General features: G+C 69.3%; 14 protein-coding genes and 2 pseudogenes. 8 read left to right on the top strand and 8 right to left on the bottom strand.

Annotated features, from left to right (window positions below; all coding sequences use genetic code 11):
• Positions 1-297 precede the first annotated feature (297 nt).
• A complete protein-coding gene (locus tag ACWDYJ_RS21415) occupies positions 298-735 on the top strand; it encodes a hypothetical protein (protein WP_451567167.1) in 438 nt (145 codons plus the stop codon).
• A gap of 221 nt (positions 736-956) precedes the next feature.
• Here the strand turns inward: ACWDYJ_RS21415 and ACWDYJ_RS21410 are convergent, their stop codons facing one another.
• Positions 957-2,018: a PucR family transcriptional regulator gene (locus ACWDYJ_RS21410; RefSeq protein ID WP_451567166.1), complete on the bottom strand. Its 1,062-nt coding sequence runs from the start codon at positions 2,016-2,018 to the stop codon at positions 957-959.
• Positions 2,019-2,382: 364 nt separating this feature from the next.
• On the opposite strand from ACWDYJ_RS21410, the pseudogene ACWDYJ_RS21405 reads away from it, so the two are divergent.
• Together ACWDYJ_RS21405 and ACWDYJ_RS21400 are read left to right on the top strand one after the other, a co-directional pair.
• Positions 2,383-3,203, top strand: a pseudogene (locus tag ACWDYJ_RS21405) (NAD-binding protein); the annotation flags it as partial.
• A gap of 238 nt (positions 3,204-3,441) precedes the next feature.
• Positions 3,442-4,782 carry an endonuclease domain-containing protein gene (locus ACWDYJ_RS21400; protein WP_451567165.1) on the top strand — a complete coding sequence of 447 codons (1,341 nt, stop codon included), beginning with the start codon at positions 3,442-3,444 and terminating at the stop codon, positions 4,780-4,782.
• 82 nt (positions 4,783-4,864) lie between these two features.
• Here the strand turns inward: ACWDYJ_RS21400 and ACWDYJ_RS21395 are convergent, their stop codons facing one another.
• Positions 4,865-5,089 (bottom strand): hypothetical protein, encoded by a 225-nt coding sequence (locus ACWDYJ_RS21395; RefSeq protein WP_451567164.1) that lies wholly within the window; start codon positions 5,087-5,089, stop codon positions 4,865-4,867.
• Between the two features lie 39 nt (positions 5,090-5,128).
• On the opposite strand from ACWDYJ_RS21395, the pseudogene ACWDYJ_RS21390 reads away from it, so the two are divergent.
• Positions 5,129-5,668 (top strand): annotated as a pseudogene (locus tag ACWDYJ_RS21390) (reverse transcriptase domain-containing protein); the annotation flags it as partial.
• 45 nt (positions 5,669-5,713) lie between these two features.
• On the opposite strand, the gene ACWDYJ_RS21385 reads toward ACWDYJ_RS21390, so the two are convergent.
• From ACWDYJ_RS21385 to ACWDYJ_RS21370, 4 genes are all read right to left on the bottom strand, one after another.
• The gene (locus tag ACWDYJ_RS21385; protein WP_451567163.1) at positions 5,714-6,112 is read right to left on the bottom strand and encodes a DNA-binding protein; all 399 of its coding nucleotides are present in this window, start codon (positions 6,110-6,112) and stop codon (positions 5,714-5,716) included.
• Positions 6,109-6,393 (bottom strand): hypothetical protein, encoded by a 285-nt coding sequence (locus tag ACWDYJ_RS21380; protein ID WP_451567162.1) that lies wholly within the window; start codon positions 6,391-6,393, stop codon positions 6,109-6,111. Before ACWDYJ_RS21380 ends, ACWDYJ_RS21385 begins: the two co-directional genes overlap by 4 nt.
• A gap of 1,323 nt (positions 6,394-7,716) precedes the next feature.
• A complete protein-coding gene (locus ACWDYJ_RS21375; protein ID WP_451567161.1) occupies positions 7,717-8,742 on the bottom strand; it encodes a hemolysin family protein in 1,026 nt (341 codons plus the stop codon).
• The gene (locus ACWDYJ_RS21370; RefSeq protein WP_451567160.1) at positions 8,739-10,070 is read right to left on the bottom strand and encodes a hemolysin family protein; all 1,332 of its coding nucleotides are present in this window, start codon (positions 10,068-10,070) and stop codon (positions 8,739-8,741) included. Before ACWDYJ_RS21370 ends, ACWDYJ_RS21375 begins: the two co-directional genes overlap by 4 nt.
• Positions 10,071-10,454: 384 nt before the next feature.
• Between ACWDYJ_RS21370 and ACWDYJ_RS21365 the strand changes: the two genes are divergently transcribed.
• From ACWDYJ_RS21365 to ACWDYJ_RS21355, 3 genes are all read left to right on the top strand, one after another.
• A complete protein-coding gene (locus tag ACWDYJ_RS21365; protein ID WP_451567159.1) occupies positions 10,455-10,676 on the top strand; it encodes a hypothetical protein in 222 nt (73 codons plus the stop codon).
• Positions 10,677-10,762: 86 nt separating this feature from the next.
• Positions 10,763-11,782 carry a sporulation protein gene (locus ACWDYJ_RS21360; RefSeq protein WP_451567210.1) on the top strand — a complete coding sequence of 340 codons (1,020 nt, stop codon included), beginning with the start codon at positions 10,763-10,765 and terminating at the stop codon, positions 11,780-11,782.
• Between the two features lie 101 nt (positions 11,783-11,883).
• Positions 11,884-12,339, top strand: a complete 456-nt coding sequence (locus ACWDYJ_RS21355; RefSeq protein WP_451567158.1) for a tellurite resistance TerB family protein — start codon at positions 11,884-11,886, stop codon at positions 12,337-12,339.
• Positions 12,340-12,395: 56 nt separating this feature from the next.
• On the opposite strand, the gene ACWDYJ_RS21350 is transcribed toward ACWDYJ_RS21355, so the two are convergent.
• Entirely contained in the window at positions 12,396-13,325 is a 930-nt protein-coding gene (locus tag ACWDYJ_RS21350; protein WP_451567157.1) for a M56 family metallopeptidase, read from the bottom strand.
• Between the two features lie 5 nt (positions 13,326-13,330).
• Positions 13,331-13,735, bottom strand: a complete 405-nt coding sequence (locus ACWDYJ_RS21345; protein WP_451567156.1) for a BlaI/MecI/CopY family transcriptional regulator — start codon at positions 13,733-13,735, stop codon at positions 13,331-13,333.
• A gap of 176 nt (positions 13,736-13,911) precedes the next feature.
• Here ACWDYJ_RS21345 and ACWDYJ_RS21340 point away from each other — a divergent pair.
• Positions 13,912-14,360, top strand: a 449-nt coding sequence (locus ACWDYJ_RS21340; RefSeq protein WP_451567155.1) for a TerD family protein, incomplete at its 3' end; no start/stop codon positions are given.

Raw genomic sequence — 14,360 nt, 5'->3', positions numbered from 1 at the left:
TCGCGGCGAGCGGACACGCGCCCGCCGCCGACGGCGCCTGCACGCCAGGGGGGTGTTGGCCTTCCTCGGCGGGCTGGGCGGTGTCGCGGTGGCCGCCGTCCTTTTCGCCGTGCTTCCCGGAACCGTCGCGGACGAGCACGCCTATGCATCGGCCCGCCCGTGCACCACGCCCCAGGCGCTCCCTGAAGAGGAATGCGTACGGACCGCGCCGTACACCGTGGTGGAGATCCATACCCAAGGCGGGCGCGGGGCCAGCTACTGGGCCAAGGTCAGGACCAGGCCCATGGCAGGAGGCACGTGGACCTCGACAGCGACGAGCCGCTCCTGCGGCGGCTGCGCGTCGGCGACCAGGTCACCGCCCACGTCTGGCGCGGTGAGATCACGGCCGTTTCCGGCCGGGAACTCGTCCAGGTGACCGGCGACAGCCCTCAAGGGGCGCCCCTCTACGCCATCGCCTTGGGGCTCGTGTGCTCTGTGATGGGTGGGCTCGGCCTGGCGGCGGCCTGGTGGTGGCTCCGCCGTACTGACCGCTGTCTGACTGGCCACCCCCGGGCACTGCGGGTGTCGTGGTGGATCGCCATGGGCTTGATCGCGGACGCGTTCGCCGCCTTGTGGATGCTGATCTGGCTCGACGGGCCCTACTGGCTGCACCCGATCGTCTGGTCCACAGTGGCCTTCCCCGTGCTCGCGGTCCTCGCCGTCCAGCACCGCGAGCGGAGCGGAGGAGAGCCGTGAACCGGCACGAAGCACGTTCCCAGGTCATCTCACTGACGGCGTGGTGGGCCATGGTCACCGTGCTCCTCTGGGTCATCAGCTTGATTGCTGACCGGACCGCTTCCCTCGCGGCGTGTGCGGCGAGCGCCGCTCTGCTGACCTGTCTCGGTGAGGTCGGCGACTGGCTGCGCAGGCGCTGGTCCGCAGCCCGGTCGAGGAGGGGACGCCGAGAGCCGTGACGGTCAGGCCGAGGTGCCGGGCCAGCCCAGGAGCCGGGCTCCGATCACGGCGGTCTGGAGCGTGTAGCGGTGGCGGGGGTCAGCGGGATCGGCGTGGGTGAGGGAGTGGATGCGCTCCAGTCGGTACGTCAGCGCGCGCACGCTCAAAGAGAGCCGGCGGGCCGCGTCGGTCGCCACGCAGCCGCTGTCGAAATACGCGTTGAGGGTGTCGATCAGCGGCTGCGCGCCGCCACGGGCCTGCCGCAGGGGTCCCAGCGTGCTCTCCACCAGGTCGGCCATGGCCTGCCGGTCCCTCGTCAGGACTGGGTAGACGAGCAGGTCGGCGGCGTGCAGCACCGGCTCCTCAAGTTCCATCCGGTGGGCCAGATCCAGGGCGTTGAGCGCCTCCTCGTAGGAGTGGACAACGCCGCCGGGGCCGGGGTGGGCGCGGCCGATGGCGACCCGGCCGCCGTCGGTGGCCGCGTACGCCTGCTTCGCGAAGAAGGCCAGCACGTCACCCTGATCACCGGGGGCCACGCAGATCAGCCGGCCGTCCTTCGTCGTGAGCAGGGTATGCCGGTTCCCGAAGCGGGCCAGGACAGCCGCTTCTATGCCGCGGGCTACGGGATAGCCGTCCCCATAGGGCTCGGGTCCGATGGCGACGGCGACCGCATGGCTCTGCGAAAGGCGCAGCCCGAAGCGTTCCGCTCGCTCGGCCAGCCGGCCCAGGTCGCTGCGACCGTACAGCAGGTCGTCGATGAACTCCCTTCGCGCGGCCTCCTCTTGGCGCACGGCCAGGCGCTGGGCCCGCTCGAAGCCTTCCGCGAAGGCGTCCACCGCCTGCTCCACGACAGCGAGCAACTGCCGCGCCCCGGAAGCCGTCAGCGTGACCTGCACAACCTGGGCCTCAGCCAGATGGGCGCGCACGAGCTCCCGCAGGCCCGCGCCTTCCTCCGCCGCCCGTTCGCCCTGCGACCGGCGGGCGTCCCGCTCGCTGCGGCTGAGCCGCCGGCCGGTGGCACAGGCGTCACGAAGAATTCGTGCATACCCGGTCAGATACTGCTCCGCAGCCGTCAGCCCTGCCATGACCCCACCCCGATCCTGACGCGCCCCTGACGCGCCTTCGATGCCGGACCAGGGTGGCATGCCGGTCTGGTGAGGCGGCAACCGGCATCAGGGCTGCTGGAACCCGGCAATGCACGGGGATCTCAGCACGGGCAGGATCGGCCCAGGTATGACCAGACACGATCCTTCCAGAGGCCACAGTGCCAGGGTCAGGCAGGAGCTCTCGAAGGACACCGGCACGACAGCATCGCGGCCAAGAGAGCAGGCGACCCAAACACTAGGGTGGGGAGCGCAGTTGGATATCCGATGGGAGGGCTTCAGGGTGCATCCTTGGGGCGTGCCTTCGACTCCCTTGCCCCACCCCCGTGCGGACACGCCGGGCCAGATGGTCGTCTGCGGCGACGACGGGCTCGCCCACCGGCTCGCGGCCGAGCTGCGCAACGTGTACGGCGAGCACGTCACCCTCGTGGTGCCCGCGGCCGGCGAATCCGTACCGGGTCAGCCCGTTTCCGTACGGAGTCCCGCTCACGGGCTGGGCTTCGGGCTGCTGGGCCGACTGCCGACTGCCGACAGCCAGGCCACAGCCCGCGGCACCCGGCGAGCCGCCCTCCGCGGTCAATGAGCTGCGCGTGGTGGAGGCCGCGGCACCGGCCGAGGACGTGCTCACCGCCGCCGGAGTGACCGAGGCCGCCGCACTGGCGCTGGTCTACGAGGACGACGACACCAACCTGCGGGCGGCTCTGCTGGCGCGACGGCTCAATCCCAGGCTGCGGCTGGTGATCCGGCTCTACAAACCGCAAACTGGGACAGCACCTGGAGGAGCTGCTGGACCAGGCGGCGATCGTCGCCGAACCGGGCATCGACCTGCGCGGGCTGGACTCCTCGACGACCGTGCTGTCCGACGCGGACACCGCCGCGCCCGCACTCGCGGCGTCGGCGGTGGCCGGTACCAGCAAGGTGGTGCAAGCCGACGGCCTGCTGCTGCGAGCGGTGGAGCGTACGCCTCCGCAGCGCGGGGAGGTGGCCGACCCGGGCCTGTGCACACTGGCACTGCTCTCGACGACCTCCAGTGATCCCGGAGGCAGCCAGGGTTCGGAGCTGAGCGGCGAGCACGGGCCGCAGCTGCTGCCTGACGACCGGGCGGTTGCGGCCTCGACCGGCCGGGGGATCGTGGCCCTGGAAGCGGTCGGCCTTCGCGCCCATCCGGTACGGAGTCCTTGCTCGTCTATGTGTTCGCGGTTCATGGAGCCTCCGCCAACCTGAAGTCGCAGGTCAAAGGGCTGGTGTGATTGTTGCTCGGAGTGCTCATGCTGGTCGTGGGCGGAAGTCCACGGAGAAGATCATCCGTCAGCACTGGGCACCCGCCGCTAGCCAGGCGGCTCTCCCGGCACCAGAACCAGGCACTGGCTGTCGGTGTGCTGGTGCCGGTCGTTAGTCTTTCGGTATGGCCGAGCGTGTTGCCCCGGGCCGGGCAGATCATCTGGTCACTCCGGCCGCCGCCGACAGTGTGTGGGCCAGCCTGACGGCCGGTAGCGCGGTACCGACGACTTCCGCAGTATTCACCTGCTTTCCTTCTGATGTCCGGCCGGGGCGGTATGTCTTGCTCGGTGCGTGTGTGGTGGAGCTGGTGATGGCGGAGGACGGCTGGTGGAGTGTTCCGGCGGCTGAGGTGCGCCGGGCGGCGGCGGCCTGGAACGCGGTGGAGGTGGACGCCCTGGATCTGGTCCGCATCGGTCCGTTCCGTGGTGTGCCAGAGCAGGAGCGCCCGGGTGGAACGCTGCGTGGTTGGCGCCGGCGCATCAGTTGGGAACTGCAAGAGGCAGATCATCCCGGACGGCAGGCCGGCCACGAGCCCGGACCGTGGTCTCATCTGGCGGGGGTCGACTGGCGGCGGCTGCTGGTGCAGCGGTCCCGTGACAGGGTGGAGCGGTCGTGGTGGCTTCCGCGTGCCGTGGTCAGGCTGCTGGACACGGCCGAGCACACCGAAGCCGAGTGGCTGCACACCACGCGGGTCGGCAAGGCGGAGACAGCTGTCACCGAACAGGACCGCCGGGGTCCCCGAGCCACCGACAGCCAGTCCGCGCCGGGCGTGAACGGTCCAGCCATCCCGCAGCGCCCGTATACGGGGGAGCTGCGGGGTCAGTTGTACTCGGTGCTGAGCCGCAAGCCGGGTATGTCCCGCCAGGTGGCCGGGTGGGTGTGTGCCGTCTGCGGTACGGTGCCGGCTGCTGTGCTGGATCACTGCCATGAACACGGCTACGTCCGCGCCCCGATCTGCCCGTCCTGCAACACACTGGAGCGCCCCGACCACCTGTACGACAACGACATCCGCGTCGCCAGCCGCTACCATCGCCTCTTCGAGACCGACGCGGTCGGCTGGCTGCGCCACTGGCACCGCTGTCCGGGCTGCCGCACCCGCACTACTCTGCCTCTGCCTCACCTCGCCGCATGGACCGCCCACACAGCCACCCGCACCCTGCGCCCCACCCACCCTGGGTCCCGCGGGCGGAAGCCCTGCGGAGTGCTGCGCGTCTCGTGGACGGGCAGTCAGAACACACCTCGCTCCTGCCTGCTCACCGTCTCCGTCGACTTCTGCCCCTCTGGTGAGCACCGCGTCCTGGCACGGGTGCCCTACCGGGAGGCCGTCGAGCGGTTCGGCACCTGGCTGGCCGAGACCGCCCCTGCTGTGGCGGCCGAAGCCGGTCCCGACCGCCTGGACGGCCTCCCTGCCGAACCCCGGCCCGTCATAGCTGACACCAGCGGCGAAGGCCTGGCGCTCTTCTGACCGAACACCAGCAAACCGGCTTCACAGGCCGCGGACTTCGTCCGGCGGCCTGTGCGCCGAGCTCGGAAGGAACCGGCGGCTGTCAGGTGGAGCCGTTGATGCGGGTGTGGTGTGTGATGTCGTGGGCGGCGAGGGTGTTCCAGACAGTGGTGGTGCTCTGGCCGGTGCGTTCGGCGATCCGGCCGACCGGCTCGCCGTTCGCGTAGGCGTCCAGGACGGCCTGGGCCAGTTTTCGGCGGGCGGCGTGCAGCGCCTCATGCGCCGACTGGTAGGCCTGGTGTGCTGCTTCTAACGCGTCCTCGCTCATACGCCCCATTTCGCCTGTCCAGTCGCTCCGGGCACCGGCATCGTTCCCAGGAATACATGCGGCGACGCCTCGCGGAGGGCAAGACGCGTCGCGAGATCATCCGCTGCCTCAAGCGGTACGTCGCACGCGAGATCTACCAAATCATCGTCCCCAAGACCACCGTGGCAGACCGCACGGGACCAGCCCAAGACGCCGCTTGACATCCATAGGGGCATCAACGTCGACCATCACGTCCTGATGGACCTGGTGGCCGAGCACGTCAAGGACCGCAAGGTTCTGCGGCTGGTCAGCGCGTTTCTGCGGGCCGGGGTTGTCGAGATGCATGGCGGATTCGCGGAGACCCTCACGGGCACTCCGCAAGGAGGAGTCGCCTCCCCGCTGCTGGCCAACATCTATCTCTCGGTCCTGGACCGGCATTTCTCGCGGATCTGGGACGCAGAGATGACTCCGCCCTGGCGTCGGCGATACCGGCGCAGGATGGGGCGGCCGAACTTCCGGCTCGTGCGTTACGCCGACGACTTCATCGTGCTCGTGCACAGGACGAAGCCCGAGGCAGAAGCGCTCAAGGCAGAGATCGGCGAGCTGCTGGCCCGCCGCCGAACCACGCGGGTGCAGCGGCGGGGATCAGATCTTCTCGGCGGTCACACGGATGTGGTCGGTGGTGAGCATGGTGATGTCCTCGACGTCGGACGTCAGGATGGTGACGCGGCCCGGCTGGGCGATTGCGGTGGCGCAGAGCATGGCGTCGATGGCGTACTTATGACCGTGCAGCCCGGCCGTGCGCAGCAGGCCGGCGGCGGACTGGGCGAGGGCCTGGGTGACCGACTCGACTCGCAGCCGGGACAGCGTCCACTTCAGCGCGGCGTCGTTGATGCGGGGATGGATCACCTCGACGAGGACCGCGGCCGAGGTGATCACCGGAAGGTCGGCGTCGCGGGCGGCGGTGAGCCACTCGTGGACTTCGCGGTCGCGCTGCACGGCCTTGGCCAGGCCCTCACTGTCCAGGATCAGAGTGCCGCTCACGCGGCCGCCCCGGCATCGGAGGAGGTGCCGCCGGTGAGCTTCGCCCGCTTGGCGGCTACTGCCTCCGGGTCGGCGGGGCCGAGGTTCTTGTCAAAGTCGGCGATCAGCTCGTCCAGGTTGTCCCGCTCGATCTGCCGCTGCGCGGCTTTCTCCAAGAACGCGGACACACCCCGCTTGCCGACCCGCTTACGGATCGCTTGCAGGGTGCCGGCCGTGAGGGAGACGGAGATGCCGCTGGTGGGGCCGTCGCCGGGCGGAAAGTCGGTGTCGTCGTCAGCCATGGGACATATATAGCATTTCAAATGCTATACGGCGAGCTCTTTGCCGGTCGATCCCGGAGGCCCCCTGCGGGGGCCTGGCGTGCGTCGAGAGTGTGCGCGTAGCGCGCATAGCGCACGCAATGCACATTGATCTTGAATCCGATTTGCGTCGCACGCGTCGCTGACCTGCTGTTTTCCTCGACCTGTTTTCTGTTGACATGTTTGCGATGACGCACCACGTGGAGTGCGTGGCGATCCTCGAACCCCTTGCAAAGGCCGCCTGACCTGCAGGTTTGCCGGTGCGCATTATGTGCGCTGTGGGCGTTACGGGCGATATCTTGACGCTGAAATGACGCTCGTCCTGACGCAGGGTCAGGTAGGCGATCGCGCAGGTCGCGCTGGGTGCTGAGCGCAGTATCCGAGGTCTGACTTTGCGGAGACTTGAAGAAAATCGGTCCGTTCCGCCGTCGCTGATTGCGGCGGCGGGCGCGCTGCCAACCAGTCCCCGGCTTCGTAGGGCTTGGCAGCTGAGCTTGTGCACGGTTCCTTCCCATACGTCGTCAGGGCATCCTCGGCCGACCCATTGCAGCACCTGTTGTTGACGTTCGTTTAGCTGTTGCGGCACCTGAACTCCCCACCGTGCGAAGGCCCCTCCGGCATGCTCTCAATCGGCCCTCGCCTTGCGGGGCTGGAGGGGGTTCAAGCGGTTGGCGGGCAGCGATGAAGATTCGGACAGCGGTAGGCATGGCTGCTTGTGGTGGCTACGCTCGCAGTCGTTCGTTGGTGGCCGCTGTGGGCGCTTGCCCGTCGGCGTGTGACGGCTGCTGGTCGTTTCGCGATCACCCGAGGAGGCGGCCGCCGGGCGAACGAGTGTCCGTACTAGCCTGGGCATCTGTTCGGAGGCATCCCGGTGTCTAGGGCTCGTGGTTTTCGGGATCTCGCTGGGTATCTACGTCCACTCGAGCCCGCTGCTGAAGCGGGGGGTACGAACCTCTGCCGTCTGTGTGAACGTGGGCCAGGTCGCGCAGGGTTCGATGCTGCTGTTGGAGTACACGCCCCAGGGTGGTCCCGCGCGGCAGTACACGGTGGGCCCGTTCGTCTTCCCGCCGGTGCGGGTCGGGGGCCGTCTTGAGGTGATCTACGATCCGAGGCGCCCTCAGGAGGTGACTCTCCCGGAGCGTCTTCCCAAGAGCACGCGTGGGCTGGTCATCGGCATGGCCGCCTCCGGCACGGTGCTCGCGGCGTGCGCGGTGCGGATCGTGGTTGTCGTTGGGCTGAGCCCGAAGGTGAGACAGGCCGATGGCCGGCACCCCGTGTGGGTGCCGGCCATCGTGCTTGGGCGGGTCAGGCGTCGGGGGCGTGGGCGGATCCGACGAGTTCTTCGAGTACATCTTCCATGGTGACGAAGCCGATGACGGTGCCCTTGTTGCCGGTGACTGCGGCCAGGTGGGTTCCGGCCGCGCGCATGGCGGTCATGGTGTCGTCGAGCGGGGTGTCGAGGGCGACCTTGGTGATCGGATGCAGGGAGGAGCGGGGGAAGGGGACGGTACGGTCGGCGGCGCCGAGGGCGTCCTTGATGTGGAGGTAGCCGAGGATCTCGTCGCCGGGTCCGGTGACCGGCAGGCGGGAGAAGCCGTGGCTGGCGGCCGTCCGTTCCAGTCCCTGGGGGGTGATGTCGTGTGCGACGGTGACCACCCGGTCGAGGGGGGTCATGACGTCGCCGACGGGGCGGGTGCCGAGCTCCAGGGCGTCTTGAAGGCGTTCGCCGTCTTCCGGAGCGAGGAGGCCGGCGGCGCTGGAGTCCTTGATCAGGCGGGCGAGTTCGTCGTCGGTGAACACGGATCCGACTTCGTCCTTCGGCTCGACCTTCATCAGCCGCAGCAGGGCGTTGGCGAAGGCGTTGATGCCGAAGACGAACGGGCGCAGGGCGCGCGTGAGGGCCACCAGGGGCGGGCCGAGGCGCAGTGCGGTCGGCGCCGGGGCGGCGAGCGCGATGTTCTTCGGCACCATCTCGCCGACCAGCATGTGCAGGTAGGTCGCCAGGGTGAGCGCGATGACGAAGGCGATCGGGTGGATCAGCACCTCGGGCACGCCGATGGAGTGGAACGGGGGTTCCAGCAGGTGCGCGATGGCCGGTTCGGCGACCGCGCCGAGGACGAGGGAGGAGACGGTGATGCCGAGCTGGGCGGTCGCCATCATCGCGGAGAGGTGCTCAAGTCCCCACAGGGTGGCCTTCGCCCGCCGGTCGCCCTTCAGCGCGGCCGGTTCGATCTGGCTGCGCCGTACGGAGATCAGGGCGAACTCGGCGCCGACGAAGAAGGCATTGGTGATCAGGGTGAAGGCGCCGATCAGCAACTGGATCGCGGTCATCGGCCCTGCTCCTTGGTGGTGGTGGAACCGGCGGGCGCGGTGATCGACACCCGGTCGGCCCGGTGGTGCTCTATGTCGAGTACGGACAGCTCCCAGCCGTCGACGGTGACGGTGTCGCCCTCGGCGGGGATGCGCTCCAGGCGGGTGGCGATCAGGCCGGCCAGGGTCTCGTACGGGCCCTCCGGCGCGGACAGACCGATCTCCTCCAGCTCGTCGAGACGGACGCTCCCGTCGGCCTCCCACACCTTGCGGCCGTCCTGCTCGGGGCCTTTGAGGAGGTCGGGAACCTCGATCGGGTCGTGTTCGTCGCGGACCTCGCCGACGACCTCTTCGATGATGTCCTCGACGGTGGCGACACCCGCGGTGCCGCCGTACTCGTCGATGATCACGGCCATGGTGCGGGCCTTGCGCAGCCGTCCGAGCAGCCGGTCCACGGTCAGGGAGTGCGGCACGAGCAGAGGCGCCGTGATCAGGTCGGTGACCGGGATCCCGTCGCGCTTCTCCTCCTCCAGGGCGAGGACGTCGCGGATGTGGAGGGTGCCGATCACGTGGTCCAGGGTGTCGCGGTAGACCGGGAAGCGGGAGATGCCGGTGGCCAGCGTCAGGTTCGCGGCGTCGGCCGCGGTGGCGTGGGCCTCCAGGGCCTGTACGTCCACCCGTGGGGTCATCACGTTCTCCGCCGTCAGCTCCGCCAAGTGCACGGTCTTGACGAACAGCTCGGCCGAGTCGGCCTCGATGGCGCCTTGGCGGGCGGAGTGCTGGACGAGCGCGACCAGCTCCTCCGGGGTCCGGGCGGAGGCCAGCTCCTCGGCGGGCTCCAGGCCGAAGCGGCGTACCAGGCGGTTCGCGGTGTTGTTCAGGTGTCGGATCAGCGGCGTGAACGCGGCGGTGAAGCCGCGCTGCGGGCCGGCGACGACCTTCGCGACGGCCAGCGGGTGCGAGATGGCCCAGTTCTTCGGGACCAGCTCGCCGACCACCATCAGGACGACCGTGGACAGGGCCACGCCCAGCAGGGTCGCGGTGGTGGAGATGGCCCCGGCGGGCAGCCCGGCGGCTTGCAGCGGGCCGCGCAGGAGGGCGGATACGGACGGCTCGGCGAGCATGCCGATCACCAGCGAGGTCACGGTGATGCCCAGCTGGGCACCGGACAGCTGGAAAGTCAGGCGCTTGGCGGCCTTCAGCGCGCCCTCGGCGCCCCGCTCACCGGCCGCAGCGGCTCGTTCGAGCTCACTGCGCTCGACCGTGGTGAGAGAGAACTCGGCGGCGACGAACACCGCGCACGCCAGCGTCAGACCCAGCGCGAGAAGCAGCAGGAGGACTTCGGTCACCGTGCCACCCCCGCTCCCCGGCTCAGAATCTGCGGGCAAGGCGTGGCACGGCTCGTACTGGGAGGTTCACCCATTGCGGGTCTGCTGCTCCTTCTTCAATCGGCGGCCCCAGGTGGGTCCGGTCTGCTGGTCGTGGGCGGGACAGTATCCGCTAGACCACGGTAAAGGATAAGTAAAGCCCCTGGCTAGTCGGGGCCTGGAGCTCTGCACGGAGGCGCCTTCCGGCCCTTCCCGGCCAACCTTGCGCATGCGCTCCCTGAGATCGCCTCGATGCTCCTATGCTTCTACATGCGTGTAGATAACGCCAGAGCGGGCTGGGTCATTCCGTGCTGCCCTGGCGGAGCTGTGCGCAGATCTGTTGTGCAGTTCCGGGAGGGGAAAGAGATGGCTTCGATCGATCTGACCAAGGTGCTGGACAAGGCGTGGGCGGAGAAGACCCTGCCCGAGATCCTTGCCGCGCCCGTGTCCGCGCTCAAGGGCGTCTCGGAAAAAGAGGGTGAGCACCTTCAGAAGGCGTTCGGCGTCAAGACCGTCGCCGACCTCGCCGACCTGAAGTATGTCCGCTGGGCCCAGGCGCTCGCCGCCCTGGAGGGCACCGCGAAGTAAGACCAGTCGAGGCCGCCGTATCCCGCACGGGACACGGCGGCCTCGCTTCACGGATCCATCCGCACCATGAAGGAGTGAACGCCACGATGGTGTTCAAGCGACTGCTCGGTTCGATCGGCGTCGGCGGCCCGACCGTGGACACGGTCCTGGCCCCCGGCGCGGTCCTGCCCGGCGGCCACCTCGCCGGTGAAGTACGACTCAAGGGCGGCAAAGCCGCCTTCGACATCGAGCACATCACCCTCGAACTCGTCGCCCGCGTCGAGGCCGAGACCAGCGACGGCGAACACGAAGGCGCCGTCATCTTCGACCGCTTCAACGTCGGCGGCGGCTTCCGCCTCGGTGAAGGCGAAGAGTGCAGCGTGCCGTTCGCGCTCACGCTGCCCTGGGAGACCCCCGTCACCGAGCTCTACGGGCAGCCGCTCGGCATCGCCCTGGGCGTGCGGACCGAGCTCGGCGTGGCCGGCGCGAAGGACAAGGGCGACCTCGACCCGCTCACGGTCGCCCCCCTGCCCGTGCAGGAGGCCATCCTGGAAGCCCTCGGGCAGCTCGGCTTCGGTTTCAAGTCCGCCGACCTCGAATACGGCCGCATCGGCGGCACGGGGCAGCAACTGCCCTTCTATCAGGAGATCGAGCTCACGCCGGCCCCGCAGTACGCTCACGCCATGCGGGAGATCGAGCTGAGCTTCCTGGCGAACCCGGGCGGCATGGAGGTCGTGCTGGAAGCCGACAAGCCCCGCGGCCTCTTCTCGTCCGGACATGACGCCCTCACCCACTTCACCATCAGCCACGCGGGTGTCGAAGGCCGTGACTGGAACGCCGAAGTCGACGGCTGGATGCGCCAGCTGGCGGCCGGTCATGGCACTCGCACCGTCCCCGCGCCGCACGAACCCGGCGACGCGTACGGCAGTCACGCACACAAGGACGAGCACGGCCACGGCCACGGCCACCACCGTTCGGGCCCCGGCATGGGAACCGTCGTCGCCGCAGGCGCTGCCGGCCTGGCGGTCGGAGTCGTCGGCGGAATGGTCGCGGCAGAAGTCGTCGACGAGGTCGGCGACTTCTTCGAGGGCGACGACGAAGAGAGCGAAACGGACGAAGAGGCCTGAGGCGCCAGAGGTCGCCCTGGTAGTTTCTACATAACTGTAGAAATCGTGGCGGTTCGAGAGCTACCCCAGCTGGACCGCCCCCTGACGCACATGGAGTTCTCGTGGCCCTGTGGGATCGCATCAAGGAATCCGCATCGACGATGCAGACCCAGCTCAACTCCAAGAAGAACGACCTGAAGAGCGGCGCATTCCGCGACGCCAGCATGGCGATGTGCGCCCTCGTCGCCGCCGCCGACGGCACCATCGACCCCTCCGAGCGGCAGCGGGTCGCCCAGCTGATCGCCACCAACGAGGTGCTGCAGAACTTCGACGCCACCGACCTTCAGCGCCGCTTCGACGAGAACCTGAACAAGCTCACCGCCGACTTCGACTTCGGCAAGGTCAGCGTCCTCCAGGAGGTCGCCAAGGCGAAGAAGAAGCCGGCCGAGGCCCGTGCCGTCATCCAGATCGGCATCGTGATCGGCGGCGCCGACGGCGACTTCGACAAGACCGAGCAGGCCGTTGTCCGCGAAGCCTGCTTCACCCTCGACCTGCCGCCCCACGAGTTCGACCTCTGAGCCACATGAGCACGGAGAGGGTCTGCCGCCCATGCGGCAGGCCCTCTCCGGCTCTGCTAGAGCGGGGTGGCGGCTTGAAGGATGAAGAACAGGGTGACCGCCGAATTCGCTGAGGACAGCGCCGAGACGGTGGTGCCGGCAGCCGCTCCCCAGGTGGCCAGGCCCACTGCGGTGAAGGCGGGCGGCCACAGGGATGCGGCCGGTGCGGGGCCGAGCAGAGCCGCCACCCTTCGCGGTACCGGGCCGGAGGCGGCGAGGGTGGCGAGGGTGGGGATCGGGGTGCCGCGTGAGACCAGAGCGGCCTTGCCGACTGCCCGGGCCACGGTGCGGCGGCTGCCCACGCGAGCGGCCGCCTCCTCGTCCGCCCACCGCTCGGCGGTGTACATCACGGCCGTCCGCAGCGGGCGCAGGAACGGGTTCGCCCGGGCAGCGAGCTGCACGGCCAGCAGGAACCGGTGATGACGCGCGGTCAGATGGACACGCTCGTGGGCGAACAGAGCCCGGCGCTCGGGCGCACTGAGAGAGGCCAGCATCCCCGTCGTGACCACGATTCGGTCCCGCTTGCCCGGCAGCGCGTACGCGTACGGGGCCTCGTCGGGCAGTACCGCGACCGGCGTTGCGGGCAGTCCGGCCAGTGCACGCCCGGCTCGGCGGAGCACCCGGTGGTGCCGCCAGGCGGCCCGGGCGCATGCGGCCACGACCGCGATCAGCGCGGGGATTGCGGCTTTGCCCGCGATCTCGTCGTACGGCACCGCCTCGCGGACTTCCGGATCCGACCAGCCGTCAGGCAGCGGGTTCCCCGGCAGCTGGGCGGTGCCGACCACCATCAGCAGGGCCAGGCACAGCGTGCTGCAGATCGCGAGCACGGAGGCAACGCCCGTCAGCAGCCAGGTGGCCGCGCGCGGGTGAAGGTGATGCTCGGCCAGACGCGCGACAGGCCAAGCGGTCAAGGGCAGTACCAGTGGCAGGAAGACGAAGACCCCCATGCCCGTCAGTCTTCCCCTTCGTCGGTCGTTTGGGCCAGCAGGTCCCGCAGTACACGCTCGTCGCCCGGCGACAAGGCGGTGACGAAGCTGGCCAGTACCGCTTCGCGGTCCGGCTCCCCGTCCAGGACCTTGCGCATCCGCAGCGCGGCCAGACCCGACTCGTCCGCGACCGGCGTCCACTCGAAGGACCGGCCCGCGCGCTTCCGGGCGACAGCACCCTTGGCATGCAGGCGGGTCAGGATGGTCATCACCGTCGTGTACGCGAGGCCACCGCCGAGGTGCTCCTGCACCCAGGCCGCGTTGGCCGGCCCCGGCGCCGCATGTAGAGCGGCCAGTACCTGGGCCTCCAGCTCGCCCTGGCCCCGCCTGCGGGAATGCTGCTCGGCGCCGCCCTTGATCTGGTCCGCCATGCCGTCGCCCTCCCGCTCTCTGGCCCCGCCGACTGTCGCCGGGCGGTTCATCGTACTGATCCGTATCAGCGTGGGGCAGCCGCGGGATATTTCTACACTAATGTAGATTTCAGGCTCCGACACCTGGCACCCCGGGACCACCGCGTTCCGGTGCCCGGACACGAGAGCGATGCGACATGGGTGTGAGTCTTTCCAAGGGCGGCAATGTCTCGCTGAGCAAGGAGGCTCCGGGACTGACCGCCGTACTGGTCGGCCTGGGCTGGGACGTCCGCACGACCACCGGCACTGACTACGACCTCGACGCCAGCGCGCTGCTCGTCGGCGAGTCCGGCAAGGTCGCCTCCAGCGGCAATTTCGTCTTCTACAACAACCTCAAGAGCTCGGACGGCTCGGTCGAGCACACCGGTGACAACCTCACCGGAGAGGGTGAGGGCGACGACGAGGTCATCAAGGTCAACCTCGCCCCCGTCCCCGCGGAGGTCACGAAGATCGTCTTCCCCGTCTCGATCCACGAGGCCGAGAGCCGCGGGCACAGCTTCGGCCAGGTCCGCAACGCCTTCATCCGCGTCGTCAACCAGGCGGGCGGCACCGAACTCGCCCGCTACGACCTCTCCGAGGACGCCGC

The organism is Streptomyces sp. NPDC003042, from assembly GCF_053591315.1.
The sequence above is the reverse complement of the archived record's forward strand: the minus strand, read 5'-3'. Positions and strand labels throughout refer to the sequence as shown.